Source organism: Mycobacterium sp. (assembly GCF_029961025.1).
GTDB lineage: Bacteria > Actinomycetota > Actinomycetes > Mycobacteriales > Mycobacteriaceae > Mycobacterium.
Map to the genome: position 1 here is coordinate 36,510 of NZ_JASBVP010000001.1, position 13,647 is coordinate 50,156.

Consider the following 13,647-nt stretch of genomic DNA (forward strand, 5'->3'; position numbering starts at 1 on the left):
ATAGTGGACAATAAATTGTGGACAATAATTGCCACCCACGCTCGGGGCGCGGGCGCGTCTTTTTGTTCGTGCTACACTGCATCAGGATGTTTTTCGTACATCCATTCTGAATGAGAGAAGTTGAAAAGTATGGCACAGGGAACTGTGAAATGGTTTAACAGCGAGAGAGGCTTCGGTTTTATCGCTCCTGACGACGGCACAAAAGATGTGTTCGTGCACTACACGGAAATCCGTGGGACCGGTTTGCGGTCGCTGGAGGAGAACCAGCGGGTTCAATTTGACGTCGGCCACGGGACCAAGGGGCCCCAGGCGGTGGGAGTGACACTCGTTTAGCGATCTTTTCGCGACTTGTGGGCTGGCAGGCAGTGTCCTGCCAGCCCACCTGCGTTGAGATGACCGCAACCCGTGTCGTGTCGACGTTCTCGACGGCATCTCGCACGCGATCAGTCCGGTGGCAGGTGCAGGATTCGAACCTGCGTAGGCGTACGCCGACGGATTTACAGTCCGCTCCCATTGGCCGCTCGGGCAACCTGCCGTTTAGCAGGGTACAACGATCGGGCTGACCGGGCACACACGGCCATGACCCGGGCTATGGGTCGGGCTGGGGCCGGAGCGCGGTGAGGACTTTGCGCAGCAAGTTCACCGCGTGATAGCCGACTACCGCCGCGATAACCAGAGCCACAACGGGATCCAGCCAAAACCAGCCGCCGGCCGCCAGGATGACGGCACCGCTGATCGCCACCCCACCGGCAGCGGCGGCATCGGCCGCCGTGTCCAGCATGATCGCCTTCATATTGAGGTCTTCGCCACCGTCCTCACGGTCGACGCCGCCGCCGAGGATCAGGACGCCGGCCAGCATCACCACTGCGGCGACAGCGCTCGCAATCAGCACCGGCAGTGCCACGATTTCGGGTGCGCCGGCCAGCAGACGCCGGATCGCGGTCGCGATGATCACCGCGCTCAGCACCAGTAGCCAACCGCCGTTCACCAGGGCGGCCACATCGGTCGCGTTGCGATAGCCGCCCGGCCGCCGAGGAGTCGGCGGTCGGCGTGATAACCAGATAGCAAACAGCGAAAGACCGATCGCCGCCGCGTCGGCAAGGTAATCGCCGCCGGCCGCTAATACTCCCAGCGAGTGAGCACCGATCCCCACTCCGACCAGGCCGGCGACCAGAAACAGGTTCAATGCCAGCACGAGCGCCAGGCGCTTGGGCCTTGACATCGGCCAATCGTATGCCCGCCGCCAATGCTCACGAAGAATCGGCACCGCCTTCCGAAACGCCTCACCGCGGACTCGGGAAGAATGGGCGTCGGTGAAGATCCAGAAAAATCCAGAAAACTCTGTCCCAGGGAACGGTTTCAATGGCGGATTCCTCGTTTGACGTCGTCAGCAAGGTCGACCGGCAGGAGGTCGACAACGCTCTCAACCAGGCGGCCAAGGAGCTGGCCACCCGCTTCGACTTCCGCGGCACCGATACCAAGATCGCCTGGAAAGGCGAGTCGACCGTCGAGCTGACCAGCACGACCGAAGAGCGTGTCAGGGCCGCGGTGGACGTGTTCAAAGAGAAGCTGGTCCGCCGCGACGTCAGCCTGAAAGCCTTCGAGGCCGGTGAGCCCACTCCATCGGGCAAGGCCTTCAAAGTCACCGGCACCCTCAGGCAGGGCATCAGCGCCGAAAACGCCAAAAAGATCACCAAGCTCATCCGAGACGAGGGCCCCAAGGGCGTCAAGACCCAGATCCAGGGCGACGAGCTCCGCGTCTCCAGCAAAAAGAAGGACGACCTGCAGGCCGTTATCGCCCTGCTGAAGAACGCCGACCTGGACGTCGCGCTGCAGTTCGTCAACTACCGCTAAACGGATTCAGCGCCCGTATCGTGCGCCGCGAGGCGGGCCTCGCACCGGCCGGCCCAGGCCGGGCGACCGCCGCCGCGCCTGGCCCAATCAACCGGTGGGTTGCTATCGTAAAGGCGACGCTGCCGCTCGAAAAAGCGAGGTTCACGATGTCCGTGACAGCCCAGGAAGCCACGGAGCGCGCGCCGCTCGAGGCGGATACCGAATACTTCGACCTGATCATCATCGGCGCCGGCATCTCCGGATTGGGGGCGGCCTACCGCATCACCGAGCGCGATCCCGCCATCGGCTACGTGATCCTGGAGCGCCGTGGGCAGATCGGCGGCACCTGGGATCTGTTCCGCTACCCCGGGGTGCGCTCCGACAGCAGCATCTTCACGCTGTGCTTCCCCTATGAGCCGTGGACCCGCAAAGAGGGCGTCGCCGACGGTGTCCACATCCGCGAGTACCTGATTGCCACCGCTCAGAAGTACGGTATCGACCGTCATATCCGGTTCAACAGCCAGGTGCGCTCGGCGGACTGGGACTCATCCACCGACACCTGGATCATCAGCGCTGAACAGAACGGCGCGACCAAGCGCTATCGTTCGCGGTTTGTGTTCTTCGGGTCCGGCTACTACAACTACGACGAGGGCTACACCCCGGAGTTCGTGGGCATCGAGCGGTTCGGGGGAATCGTCGTGCACCCCCAGCACTGGCCGGAGAACCTGGACTACACGGGCAAAAGACTGGTGGTGATCGGCAGTGGGGCGACGGCGATCTCGCTGATCCCGTCGCTGGCCGCGCGGGCCGCGAAAGTCACCATGCTGCAGCGCTCGCCCACCTATCTGATTGCGGCGCCACGCTATAGCCTATTTGCCGACGTCTTGCGGAAAGTGTTGCCGCGCAGGCTGGCCCATCCGATCCTTCGGATGTTCAATGCGCTGCTAGAGGGTGTGGTCTGGATTTTGGCGCGCAAGACCCCGGCCTTCATGAAGTGGCTGCTGCGCCGGATGGCGGTGAAGAATTTGCCCGAAGGCTACGACGTCGACACCCACTTCAAACCGCGTTACCGACCGTGGGACCAACGGCTGTGCCTGATCCCCGACGCCGACCTCTACCGGACGATCAGCGAGGGCCGTGCCGAGGTGGTCACCGACCACATCGACTACTTCGACGACACCGGCATCGTCCTGAAATCCGGAACCCACCTGGACGCCGACATCATCGTCACCGCCACCGGCCTGCAGCTGCAGGCGCTCGGCGGCGTGACCCTCAGCCTCGACGGGGCGGAGATCAAACCGCAGGACCGCTTCGTCTACAAGGCGCACATGCTCGAAGGGGTGCCCAACCTGTTCTGGTGCGTGGGCTACACCAACGCCTCGTGGACGCTGCGCGCCGACATGACCGCTCGGGCCACAGCGAAACTGTTGGCGTACATGAAGTCTCATGGTTACACGCATGCCTACCCGGATCGCGGCGGGGAGCCGATGCCCGAAAAACCGTCCTGGGACATCCAGGCCGGCTACGTGCTGCGGTCGCCGCATGCGCTGCCCAAGTCGGGCACCAGGCGGCCGTGGCATGTTCGGCAGAATTACTTCGCCGACGCCATCGACTACCGGTTCGACCGGATCACCGAGGCGATGGTGTTCGGCCGGGTCGGCGAGCGGGCGCGGTCCGCGTCGTAGAACTTCTCCCGGACGGTGCCGCTATTCGCAAACCTCCGGTAAACACCGGGTGCCGGCAATACTCTGATGCCATGACACCCGCGATGCGCGTCCCGAAGGTCGTCGTCTTCGGTGGGGGCTCTTGGGGCACCACCGTCGCGTCCATCTGCGCCCGCCGCGGCCCCACCCTGCAGTGGGCGCGGTCCGAGCAAACCGTCAACGACATCAACGAAAACCACCGCAACACCCGCTATCTCGGCAAGGACATCGTCCTCAGCGACACCCTGCTCGCCACCACCGACTTCTCCGAGGCGGCCCGCTGCGCTGACGTCGTCGTCATGGGGGTGCCCTCGCACGGGTTCCGCCGGGTGCTCACCGAGCTGGCCGCCGAGCTGCGGCCCTGGGTGCCGGTGGTGTCACTGGTCAAAGGGCTCGAACAGGGCACCAATATGCGGATGACCCAGATCGTCGAGGAGGTGCTGCCCGGGCATCCGGCCGGCATCCTGGCCGGGCCGACGATCGCCCGCGAGGTGGCCGAGGGCTATGCGGCCGCCGCGGTGCTGGCGATGCCCGATCAGCACCTGGCCGCGCGGCTTGCGCAACTGTTTCGCACCAAGCGTTTTCGGGTGTACACCACCGACGATGTGGTGGGCGTCGAGATGGCCGGCGCGCTGAAGAACGTCTACGCGATCGCCGTCGGCATGGGCTACTCGCTGGGCATCGGGGAGAACACCCGCGCCATGGTGATGGCCCGCTCGATCCGCGAGATGTCCAAGCTCGGTGAGGCTATGGGCGGACGCCGCGACACCTTCGCCGGCCTGGCCGGGATCGGTGATCTGATCGTCACCTGCACCAGCCAGCGCAGCCGCAACCGTTACGTCGGCGAGCAAATCGGCGCGGGCAAACCGATCGAGGAGATCATCGCCTCGATGAACCAGGTCGCCGAGGGGGTCAAGGCCGTCGGCGTCATCATGGAGTTCGCCGACAAATACGGGCTCAGCATGCCGATCGCGCGCGAGGTCGACGCCGTGATCAACCACGGCTCGACCGTCGAGCAGGCCTATCGCGGGCTGATGGTCGAGACCCCGGGAGACGAAGTCCACGGCACCGGGTTCTAGCGCCGGTTCATCACGCCGGGAGCACACTCGGTGATCAGGGAATTCAGGTTCTCCTGGACACGTTCGGCGGGGATGCCGATCGATGGGGCGTAGAGCATGATGTGATCCAGCACGCCCTCATAGCGGCGCAGCCCGTCGCGCACCTGATCGGCGGTGCCGGCCACCCCCATGGTGTCGATCATGTCATCAGAGACGGCGTCGAACATCGCGGCAAAGTCCCGCCGGGCGAAGGCATCCCGAATCGCTTGGCCTTCCCTGGTGAAACCGTTGACGTCAAGCACCGTGTCATAGGTCTTGACCGAGGCGTAAAAGGCGATCTGCTGGGCGAGTTCGCGGCGGGCCAGCTCGGGGTCGTCGTGGATGGAGCACATCACCATGGAGATGATCTCGACGTCCTTGGGGTCCCGGTCGGCGTGCTCGGCGCCTTTCGCGATGGCGGGCTTCACGATCTCTTCGACATAGGTGGTGGTGAACAGCGGGTGGCCGGCCAGGCCGTCGGCGACCCGCCCGGCGGCTTCGCACATCCGGGGACGCACGCCGGCGGTGATGATCGGAATCCTGCGCTGCGGAGGCTTCACCGCTTCGGTGGGCACCAGGTTCATCCGGTAGAAGCGACCCTCATGGTGAATCGGTCCCTCGTGCAAATTCCAGATCCGGCGCACCAGCGGGACGAGTTCCTCCATCCGCAGCGCCGGCGCGGAGGTGTCGGCGACGCCGTGCCAGTCGCTCATCATCCGCTTGGTTCCATTGCCGATTCCGAGCACCACCCGCCCGTTGGACAGCTCGTCGAGGTCGCGGGCCTCGGTGGCCAGCACCAGCGGGCTGCGGCCGATGCCGTAGAGGATCGAGGAACCCACCCGGCACCGTCGCGTGGCCAGCGCCATCGCCGCCATCGAGATGCTTCCGGAGCGGGAATAGAATTCCGAGGCCCACACCGCGTCGAATCCGGCGCGGTCGGCGGCATCCGCGGTCGCGGCGAGTGCGTTGAGGTCGGGGCTGAGGATCGCAACACCGTACGTGCTCACGGCCCCTATTAGAACCCGCCGGCCGGAGGTGCTGCCGAAAGGCCGGGGGTGCTGCCGAAACGCGCTGCCTCAGCCGCGTGCCATCGCCTCGAGCCGGCGAATCCGGTCAGCGATCGGCGGGTGTGTCGAGAACAACGAGCCGATCCGATCGCCGGCGCGGAACGGGTTGGCGATCATCAGGTGCGCCTGGCTGGCCAGTTGCGGCTCCGGCGGCAGCGGAGCCGCCTCCACCCCCTGGGAGATCTTGCGCAGCGCCGACGCCAGCGCCAGTGGGTCCCCGGTCAGCACCGCGCCCGACTCGTCGGCCTGGTACTCCCGCGAGCGGGACACCGCCAGCCGCACCACCGTCGCCGCGATCGGGCCCAGCAACGAAACCAGCAGCAGCGCGAACGGGTTGTCGCCTTGCCGGTTGCCACCGAACATCCCGGCCCACATGGCCATGTTGGCCAGCCCGGTGATCACCGAAGCCATCGCCCCGGCGACACACGAGATCAGGATGTCGCGGTTGTAGACGTGCGACAGCTCGTGGCCCAGCACGGCTCGCAGTTCGCGCTCGTTGAGGATGTGCAGGATGCCGGTGGTGGCACACACCGCGGCGTTGCGCGGGTTGCGGCCGGTGGCGAACGCGTTGGGCGCGGCGGTGTCGCTGATGTATAACCGCGGCATCGGCTGGTGGGCGGCGGTGGCCAGCTCCCGCACAATGCGGTACATCACCGGGGCCTGCACTTCGGAAACCGGCTGGGCGTGCATGGCCCGCAGCGCCAGCTTGTCGCTGTTGTAGTAGGTGTAAACATTCATCCCCACGGCGAACAGCACCGCCAGCCACAGCGCCGTCCGGCCGAACAGCCCCCCGATGAACACGATCAGCGCCGACATCCCGACCAGCAGCGCGAACGTCTTCAAACTGTTGTGATGCGGATGCCAGGTCATCAGGTGCTTGCCTTTCTCGTCAGGAACCCACATGCTCTCGGCGGTTAAACGCGCGGGGTGACCGCCGCGGTTCCGACCGCAGAGATCCACGAACTCAACCGTGCTCAACCGTGCCGGTTGATGGTGTAGTCCACCAGGGCTGCCAGGGCATGGCGGCCGGGGACGTCGGGCAGCGCGGCCAGTTCCCGGCGGGCCTGCTCCGCGTACCGGGCGACGGTGTCTTTGGCCTTGGCCATGCCCGCCGAGGCGCGCAGCAGTGTCAGCGCCTCGGCCAGCACGGCATCGGCGCCGATGGGGCCGGCCAGCAACTCGCGTAGCCGGTCGGCGTCCGGCCCGGTTTCGGCCAGCGCATAGAGCACCGGCAGCGTGTGCACCCCCTCACGCAGGTCGGTGCCGGGCAGCTTGCCCGACTCGTCGGGGTCACTGTCGATGTCGATGATGTCGTCGGAAATCTGAAACGCGGTGCCGATGATGCCGCCGAGGCGGCCCAGCCGTTCGACCTGCTCGTCGTCGGCGCCGGAAAACATCGCGCCGAACCGGCCCGCCGCCTCGATCAGGCAGGCGGTCTTTTCGTGCACCACCTGCAGGTAGTGCGCGATCGGGTCGGCTCCCTCGCCGGGCCCGCGGGTCTCGCGGATCTGCCCGGTCACCAGCTGGGCAAACGTTTCGGCGATCACCCGCACCGCTTCCGACCCCAGCCGGGCCACCAGCCGCGATGCCGTCGCGAACAGATAGTCGCCGGCCAGGATCGCGACATTGTTGCCCCAGCGCACGTTGGCGCTGGGCGCGCCGCGGCGCACCTGTGCCTCGTCCATCACGTCGTCGTGATACAGGGTTGCCAGGTGCACCAGCTCGATGACCGCGCCGGCGACGGCCACCTCCCCGGCGTCGGGCGTCGGGCCGAGTTGCGCGGAGAGCACCGTGAACAACGGCCGGAACCGTTTGCCGCCGGCCTCGAACAGGTGCAGCACCGCATCGGTCAGCAGGTCGTCGGAACCGCGCAGTTCGGCCCGCACCAGCCGCTCGATCCGCGCGACGCCATCGCGTACGTTCGCGGCGAACACGGCGTCACCCAAATCCACGCCCGCCACCACCGTCGCCGGAGTCCTCACCCGACCAACATACTGGTGCCCATGGACACCAAAGCCGACGTGGTCGTGGTGGGTGCCGGTCCGGCCGGGTCGGCGGCGTCGGCCTGGGCGGCCCGGGCGGGCCGCGACGTGCTGGTCATCGACTCGGCCGGCTTCCCCCGCGACAAAACCTGCGGTGACGGGCTGACCCCCCGCGCGGTGGTGGAACTGCATCGGCTGGGCCTCAGCGAGTGGCTGCGGGCCCGAATTTGTCATCGGGGCTTGAAAATGAGCGGATTCGGCCGCGAGCTGCTGGTGGACTGGCCCGGCCCGTCATTCCCGTCGACCGGCAGCGCGGTTACCCGCGTCGAGTTCGACGACCGCATCCGCAGAGTCGCCGAAGAGGCCGGAGCGCGGATGCAGTTGGGAGTGAAAGCAATTGGTGTCCAACATGATTCGAAAGGAAGGGTAAGCGCGGTGCTATTGGCCGACGGCTCGCGGGTGAGCTGCGGTGAGCTCGTCGTGGCCGACGGCGCCCGCTCCCCGTTGGGCCGCAAACTCGGACGCCGATGGCATCGGGACACGGTGTACGGGGTTGCCGCGCGAGGGTATCTTTCCTCCCCGCGCAGCGACGAGCCCTGGTTGACGGCTCAACTGGATCTGCGCTCCCCCGCGGGCGTGGTGCTGCCCGGTTACGGGTGGATTTTCCCGCTGGGCAACGGCGAGGTGAACATCGGGGTGGGCGCGATGTCGACCGCGAAGCGGCGCGCCGACCTGGGGCTGCGCTCGCTGATGTGTCACTACGCCGACCTGTGCCGCGACACCTGGGGATTTACCGGCCAGCCGCGGGCGATGTCGTCGGCGCTGCTGCCGATGGGCGGCGCGGTGTCGGGGGTGGCCGGGCCGAACTGGATGCTGGTCGGTGACGCCGCGGCCTGCATCAACCCTCTCAACGGCGAGGGCATCGACTACGGGCTGGAAGCCGGCCGGCTGGCCGCCGAGCTGCTGGGCTCCGGGGACCTGTCGCGGGCGTGGCCGGCGGTGCTGGCGCACCACTATGGGCGGGCGTTCTCGGTCGCGCGCCGGCTGGCGGTGTTGCTGACCTTGCAGCGCTTCCTGCCCACGACCGGTCCGGTGGCGATCCGCTCCCCCGCGATCATGCGGGTCGCCGTGCGGGTGATGGCCAACCTGGTCAACGACGACGACGTCGACTGGGTCGCGCGGGTGTGGCGGGCCGGCGGGGTGGTGTCGCGGTTGGCGGATCGCCGGCCACCGTTCAGCTGAGGCTCGGCTTTAGGCCGATTCGCCGCCCACCGTTCGCCCGCACCCGCCGTTCCGGGCGGCCGGCCGGCCCGGATCCGTTGGGGAGGTACGATCCAGCCCATGAGGCCAACGAGGCTCGCCGCCGTCGTCAGCGCCGCCGCCGCAGCGGTCGTGCTGGCGGTGCCGGCGCACGCCGATGACTACGACACCCAATTCGAGGACCAGATCAACCGGTTCGGCATCTACGGCTCCCAGGACTACAACGCCTGGCTGGCCAAGATCGCCTGCGAGAGGCTGGCCACCGGCGTGGACGCCAATGCCTACCAATCGGCGACGTTCCTGCAGCACAACCTCCCGCGCGGCACCACCGAAGGCCAGTCGCTGCAGTTCCTCGGCGCGGCTATCGGCCATTACTGCCCCGCGCTGGCACCGCGGCTGCAAGAGGCCGGGGCGCATCCGGGCTGATTCCGGCGGCCGTGCCGCTAGCGTTCCGGTTTGTAGCCGGCATGCAGGGCGACGATGCCGCCGGTGAGATTGCGCCAGCGCACCGCGGACCAGCCGGCCCGCGACATCAGGCCCGCCAGCGTCGCCTGGTCGGGCCAGGCCCTGATCGATTCCGCGAGGTACGCATAGGCCTGCGGGTTGCTGGACACTACCCGCGCCACCGCCGGCAGCGCCCGCATTAGGTACTCCTTGTACCCGGTGGCGAGGAAAGGGGTGGTCGGCGTGGAAAATTCGCACACCACCAGCCGGCCGCCGGGGCGGGTGACGCGGGCCATCTCGCGCAGCGCCGCGTGTGGGTCGGCGATGTTGCGCAGCCCGAAACTGATGGTCACGGCGTCGAACACCGCGTCGCCGAACGGCAGCCTGGTGGCATCACCGGCGATTTTCGGCAGGTAGCGCGCGGTGCCGGCGGCCAGCATGCCGACCGAGAAGTCCACGGCCACACACCAAGCACCCGACTTGGCCAGTTCGGCGGTCGACACGGCGGTTCCCGCGGCCAGATCCAGAACCTTTTCCCCGGGCCTGATCCGCAGCGCCAGCCGGGTGGCGCGCCGCCAGTAGCGGTCACGGCCCAGCGACAGCACGGTGTTGGTCAGGTCGTAGCGGGGTGCGACGGCGTCGAACATCGACGCCACCTCGCGGGGATTCTTGTCCAGGGTCGTGCGGCGCATTACCCCGACGCTACCCGGTTTATCCCGACGCTACCCGAGCTTGTCCCGGATACCCGACGCATCAGGCGGCCGCGGCCCGCCGGCCGCCTCGCACCGCCTCGTAGTGGCCGAGCAACTCCTCGCAAATCGTGGGCCAGCTGCGATGCAGCACACTGCGCCGCGCGGCCACCGAATAGCGTGTCCGCCGGTCGAGCAGGTGGGCGACCGCGGCGGGCAGCCGCGCCTCGAACTCGGTGACGGGAAGCAGTAATCCGGTGCGCCGCGGGCTGACCAGGTCACGCGGTCCGCCGGCGTCGGGGGCGATCACCGGCAGCCCCGACGCCAGCGCTTCCTGCACGGCCTGACAAAACGTCTCGTGCTCGCCGGGATGCACGAAAACGTCCATACTGGCATACGCCGCGGCGAGCTCGTCGCCGTAGAGCGCGCCGGTGAAAACCGCAGTGGGCATTGTCGATTGCAGCTTGGCGCGGTCGACCCCATCGCCGACGATGACGACCTGGACGGTGCTGTCGCCCGCCAGCGCCGCCAGCCGATCGACATGTTTTTCCGGTGCCAGCCGGCCCACGAAGCCGACGATCGGCTTGCCGTGCGGCGACCAGTGGCGCCGGAGCGCCTGGTCTCGCGCCGACGGCGCGAATTGCACCACGTCGACACCGCGTGCCCACCGATACACCCGTGGGATACCATGGGCCGCAAGGCTTTCCATTGCCGACGTCGACGGCGCCAGGGTGCGGTCGGCAAGCCGGTGCAGGTGGCGCAGCCACGCCCACGCCGCCCGCGACAGCGGCCCAATGCCGTAGCTCGCCGCGAAACCCGCGACGTCGGTTTGGAATACCGCAACCGTCGGCACCCCCAGGCGCCGTGCCGCCAGCATCCCGCCGTAGCCGAGCAGCGCCGGGGACGCCAGATGCACCACGTCGGGGCCGAATCCGTTCAGCACTCGCAGGATTCGGGGTGTGGGCACACCGAGCGGCAACGTGGTCACCTTGGGAAACATCCGCGACGGTGTGCGGTGCACCCGGATACCGTCGTACACCCGCTCGGCGCGAGGCTTACCCGGAGGGGTGTCGGGCGCGATAACCAGGGCTTCCTGCCCGGTGTGGCGCAGATGCTCGAGAATGCGGACCACCGAGTTGCTGACGCCGTTGACATCGGGGAGGAAGGACTCGGCGACGATGGCGACGCGCACGCCATCACCGTGTCAGCGCCGGCTGTCGATTAGGTTGCCGCCCGGCATACAGCCTTTGAACTTCGGGCGCCAACTACGAGGTAGCTATTGTCGTTTGGGTCGTCGCCGGACTACTGCCTAGCCCGATCAGCCTTGGTGCTGCCGCCGAAACCCTAAGAACCGTCAACCTCACGGTCCAGCCGCTTCTCGACCACCGCCAAAGCAACCAGCGCCAGTCCGGCGATCAGCCAGCCCACCAGCGCGACGGACACCGCCGGGACGATCGCCAGCATGGCGTTGCGGTGCTGGACCCGCACCAGGTTGGGGTCGCGCTTGTCGTACTCCACGTAAATCCGCATCCCGGTGGATAATTCGGAGGGGTAAAGCACCCCCAGTTCGGGCCGGTAGGTGACCCGGTCCGGGGTGACGAATTCGATGGTGGAGCGCCGCGGCCCGGCACTGAGCACTTCGGCTTGCGCGACACCCATATTGTGCTCGATGGCCAGGTCGTTGCGCCGCGCCCCGGCCACCAGCAGCACCGCTTGCAGGGTGACCAGCGCGACCGCGATCAGCACCCCGACCCGGATCCAGCGCAAGACGCGGGGGGTGTCGTGAGCGCCGTCGATGCGCCCATGAATCAGAATGCGCCACAATACTTTTAGCGAGCCAATCCTCACGGCATCCTCACAGCGCGGCCCTGATGGCGGCGTGCAGCCGTCGCAGCGAGGACCGATCCGCCTTGACCTCCAGTACCCGCATGCCCGCGCACGGCTCGTCGAGGGCGGCCGCCAGGTCGTCGATCTCGATCTGGCGGCTGTCCACATGGTAAGCGCGGCACAGTGCCCCCACGTCGACATCGTGGGGGGTGCCGAAGATCCGGGCAGACACGTCGGAAAACCGCGGATCGCCCTGCTCGAGCAGTTCGAAGATGCCGCCGCCGTTGTCGTTGGACACCACGATCGTCAGGTTTTGCGGCACCGGTTCGGTGGGTCCGATCAGCAGCCCGGAACTGTCGTGCACGAAGGTCAAGTCGCCGATCAGCGCGATGGTACGGGGCGCGACGCCGCCGCGCCCGGGTGCGCGCTCGTAGGCCAGCGCAGCCCCGATGGCGGTCGACACGGTGCCGTCGATCCCGGCGACACCGCGGTTGGAGCGCACCGCGATGCCGTGGGTGTCCAACCCGACCAGCGCGACGTCGCGAATCGGGTTGGACGCGCCCAGCACCAGCTGGTCCCCCGGGCGCAACGCGTCGGCCACCGTCGCGGCCACGTGCAGCCCGGTGGTCAGCGGGTGGGCCCTGAGCTGCGAGCGCACCGCCGTGATCGCATGCCGGTGCAGTTCCGCGCAGCGGCGCAGCCACGCCGGGTTCGGCGTTCCGGTGGTGACCGCCCGGGTGCCGGTGGCCTGCGAGTTCCCCGACACGTCCGGCCAGCGGGGCCCGGTCGTCAGCGCGTACACCGGCACCGACGGGTCGGCCAGCAGGGCCGCCACCGGGCGGTGCAGCGTCGGGCGGCCGAGCATGATCACCTGCTGGGGGTGCAGCAGCGGCAGCACCCAGGGATGCAGCGGATTGTCCGCAGGGGGTGCCGTCGGCTCGGCGACGGTCGGCAGGCCCGCCAGGTTGGGGTGCGCACCGGCGCCGTGTCCGCTGATGACAACCGTGTCCCGGGACAAGTCGATCTGAAGCGGCTGGTCGAAGGTGACCGGCGGGGTGTAGGTCCACGGCGCCCCGCCGGGCCGTCCCGCCGGGGTGCGGGTGCCGGCGGGATCGGGTTCCTGGTCGGGCACCAGCGGTTCGCGCAGCGGGATGTCGAAGTGCACCGGGCCGGCATTAGCGGTGCGCGCGCCGGTGGCGGCCACCAACACCCGGCAGGTGGCCGAGCGCCACGTCGCGTTGAGGGCCTCGATGCGCTCCGGCGCGTCCTCGGCCAGGCCCAGGCTGATGGTGGCCCGGACCTGGGTGCCGAAATAGCCCAGCTGCTCCATGGTCTGGTTGGCGCCGGTGCCGAGCAGCTCGTAGGGCCGGTTGGCCGACAGCACGATCAACGGCACCCGGGCGTAGTTGGCCTCCACCACCGCGGGGCCGAGGTTGGCCACCGCGGTACCCGAGGTCATCGCCACGCACACCGGTGCCCCGGCTCCGATCGCCAGCCCGATGGCCAGATACCCCGCGGTGCGCTCGTCGATACGCACATGCAGCCGGATCCGCCCCGAACGGTCGGCGTCCTGCAGCGCGAACGCCAGCGGGGCGTTGCGCGAGCCCGGGCAGAGCACCACATCGCGGACGCCGCCGCGAATCAGCTCGTCGACGACGACACGGGCCTGGGTGGTGGACGGGTTCACCACCCCAGCGTGGCACACACCGGCGAGGGCGCGGCCCCGGCGGGTCGCCGGGAAGCCG

At 68.1% G+C, this 13,647-nt stretch carries 14 protein-coding genes and 1 tRNA gene; 6 read left to right on the forward strand and 9 right to left on the reverse strand.

From position 1 onward, the window contains the following. Nucleotides 1-129: 129 nt before the first annotated feature. On the forward strand, nucleotides 130-333 hold the full coding sequence (locus QJR12_RS00220) for a cold-shock protein (RefSeq protein ID WP_300574939.1): 204 nt from the start codon (nucleotides 130-132) through the stop codon (nucleotides 331-333). 119 nt (nucleotides 334-452) lie between these two features. Here QJR12_RS00220 and QJR12_RS00225 read toward each other — a convergent pair. Next, nucleotides 453-535: transfer RNA gene (locus tag QJR12_RS00225), tRNA-Tyr, on the reverse strand. A gap of 54 nt (nucleotides 536-589) precedes the next feature. After that, on the reverse strand, nucleotides 590-1,222 hold the full coding sequence (locus QJR12_RS00230) for a cation diffusion facilitator family transporter (RefSeq protein WP_300574941.1): 633 nt from the start codon (nucleotides 1,220-1,222) through the stop codon (nucleotides 590-592). 140 nt (nucleotides 1,223-1,362) lie between these two features. On the opposite strand from QJR12_RS00230, the gene QJR12_RS00235 reads away from it, so the two are divergent. The 3 genes from QJR12_RS00235 to QJR12_RS00245 all read left to right on the forward strand — a co-directional run bounded on the left by QJR12_RS00235 (nucleotide 1,363) and on the right by QJR12_RS00245 (nucleotide 4,615). Further along, on the forward strand, nucleotides 1,363-1,854 hold the full coding sequence (locus tag QJR12_RS00235) for a YajQ family cyclic di-GMP-binding protein (protein ID WP_300574943.1): 492 nt from the start codon (nucleotides 1,363-1,365) through the stop codon (nucleotides 1,852-1,854). Nucleotides 1,855-2,000: 146 nt separating this feature from the next. Next, complete coding sequence (locus QJR12_RS00240; RefSeq protein ID WP_300574945.1) at nucleotides 2,001-3,518, forward strand: NAD(P)/FAD-dependent oxidoreductase; 1,518 nt, start codon at nucleotides 2,001-2,003, stop codon at nucleotides 3,516-3,518. A gap of 71 nt (nucleotides 3,519-3,589) precedes the next feature. Next, a complete protein-coding gene (locus QJR12_RS00245; protein WP_300574947.1) occupies nucleotides 3,590-4,615 on the forward strand; it encodes an NAD(P)H-dependent glycerol-3-phosphate dehydrogenase in 1,026 nt (341 codons plus the stop codon). On the opposite strand, the gene QJR12_RS00250 is transcribed toward QJR12_RS00245, so the two are convergent. From QJR12_RS00250 to grcC1, 3 genes are all read right to left on the reverse strand, one after another. Next, nucleotides 4,612-5,640: an LLM class flavin-dependent oxidoreductase gene (locus QJR12_RS00250; RefSeq protein ID WP_300574949.1), complete on the reverse strand. Its 1,029-nt coding sequence runs from the start codon at nucleotides 5,638-5,640 to the stop codon at nucleotides 4,612-4,614. The two genes, QJR12_RS00245 and QJR12_RS00250, sit on opposite strands and share 4 nt — an antisense overlap. Nucleotides 5,641-5,709: 69 nt before the next feature. Beyond that, nucleotides 5,710-6,570, reverse strand: coding sequence for a zinc metalloprotease HtpX (gene htpX, locus QJR12_RS00255; RefSeq protein WP_300575140.1), 861 nt, complete (start codon nucleotides 6,568-6,570; stop codon nucleotides 5,710-5,712). Nucleotides 6,571-6,674: 104 nt separating this feature from the next. Next, nucleotides 6,675-7,682: a nonaprenyl/(2E,6E)-farnesyl/geranylgeranyl diphosphat synthase gene (gene grcC1, locus QJR12_RS00260; protein ID WP_300574951.1), complete on the reverse strand. Its 1,008-nt coding sequence runs from the start codon at nucleotides 7,680-7,682 to the stop codon at nucleotides 6,675-6,677. A 15-nt stretch (nucleotides 7,683-7,697) separates the two neighbouring features. Here grcC1 and menJ point away from each other — a divergent pair, with 15 nt between their 5' ends. Together menJ and QJR12_RS00270 are read left to right on the forward strand one after the other, a co-directional pair. Then, complete coding sequence (gene menJ / locus QJR12_RS00265; RefSeq protein WP_300574953.1) at nucleotides 7,698-8,924, forward strand: menaquinone reductase; 1,227 nt, start codon at nucleotides 7,698-7,700, stop codon at nucleotides 8,922-8,924. A gap of 99 nt (nucleotides 8,925-9,023) precedes the next feature. After that, nucleotides 9,024-9,368: a DUF732 domain-containing protein gene (locus QJR12_RS00270; RefSeq protein WP_300574955.1), complete on the forward strand. Its 345-nt coding sequence runs from the start codon at nucleotides 9,024-9,026 to the stop codon at nucleotides 9,366-9,368. Between the two features lie 17 nt (nucleotides 9,369-9,385). Here the strand turns inward: QJR12_RS00270 and QJR12_RS00275 are convergent, their stop codons facing one another. The 4 genes from QJR12_RS00275 to menD form a co-directional block, all read right to left on the reverse strand. After that, nucleotides 9,386-10,078: a demethylmenaquinone methyltransferase gene (locus QJR12_RS00275; protein ID WP_300574957.1), complete on the reverse strand. Its 693-nt coding sequence runs from the start codon at nucleotides 10,076-10,078 to the stop codon at nucleotides 9,386-9,388. Nucleotides 10,079-10,139: 61 nt separating this feature from the next. Continuing rightward, on the reverse strand, nucleotides 10,140-11,267 hold the full coding sequence (locus QJR12_RS00280; RefSeq protein WP_300574959.1) for a glycosyltransferase family 1 protein: 1,128 nt from the start codon (nucleotides 11,265-11,267) through the stop codon (nucleotides 10,140-10,142). A 152-nt stretch (nucleotides 11,268-11,419) separates the two neighbouring features. After that, nucleotides 11,420-11,899 carry a DUF3592 domain-containing protein gene (locus QJR12_RS00285; protein WP_300575142.1) on the reverse strand — a complete coding sequence of 160 codons (480 nt, stop codon included), beginning with the start codon at nucleotides 11,897-11,899 and terminating at the stop codon, nucleotides 11,420-11,422. Nucleotides 11,900-11,930: 31 nt separating this feature from the next. Next, nucleotides 11,931-13,589 (reverse strand): 2-succinyl-5-enolpyruvyl-6-hydroxy-3-cyclohexene-1-carboxylic-acid synthase, encoded by a 1,659-nt coding sequence (gene menD / locus QJR12_RS00290; protein ID WP_300574961.1) that lies wholly within the window; start codon nucleotides 13,587-13,589, stop codon nucleotides 11,931-11,933. Nucleotides 13,590-13,647: the final 58 nt, after the last annotated feature.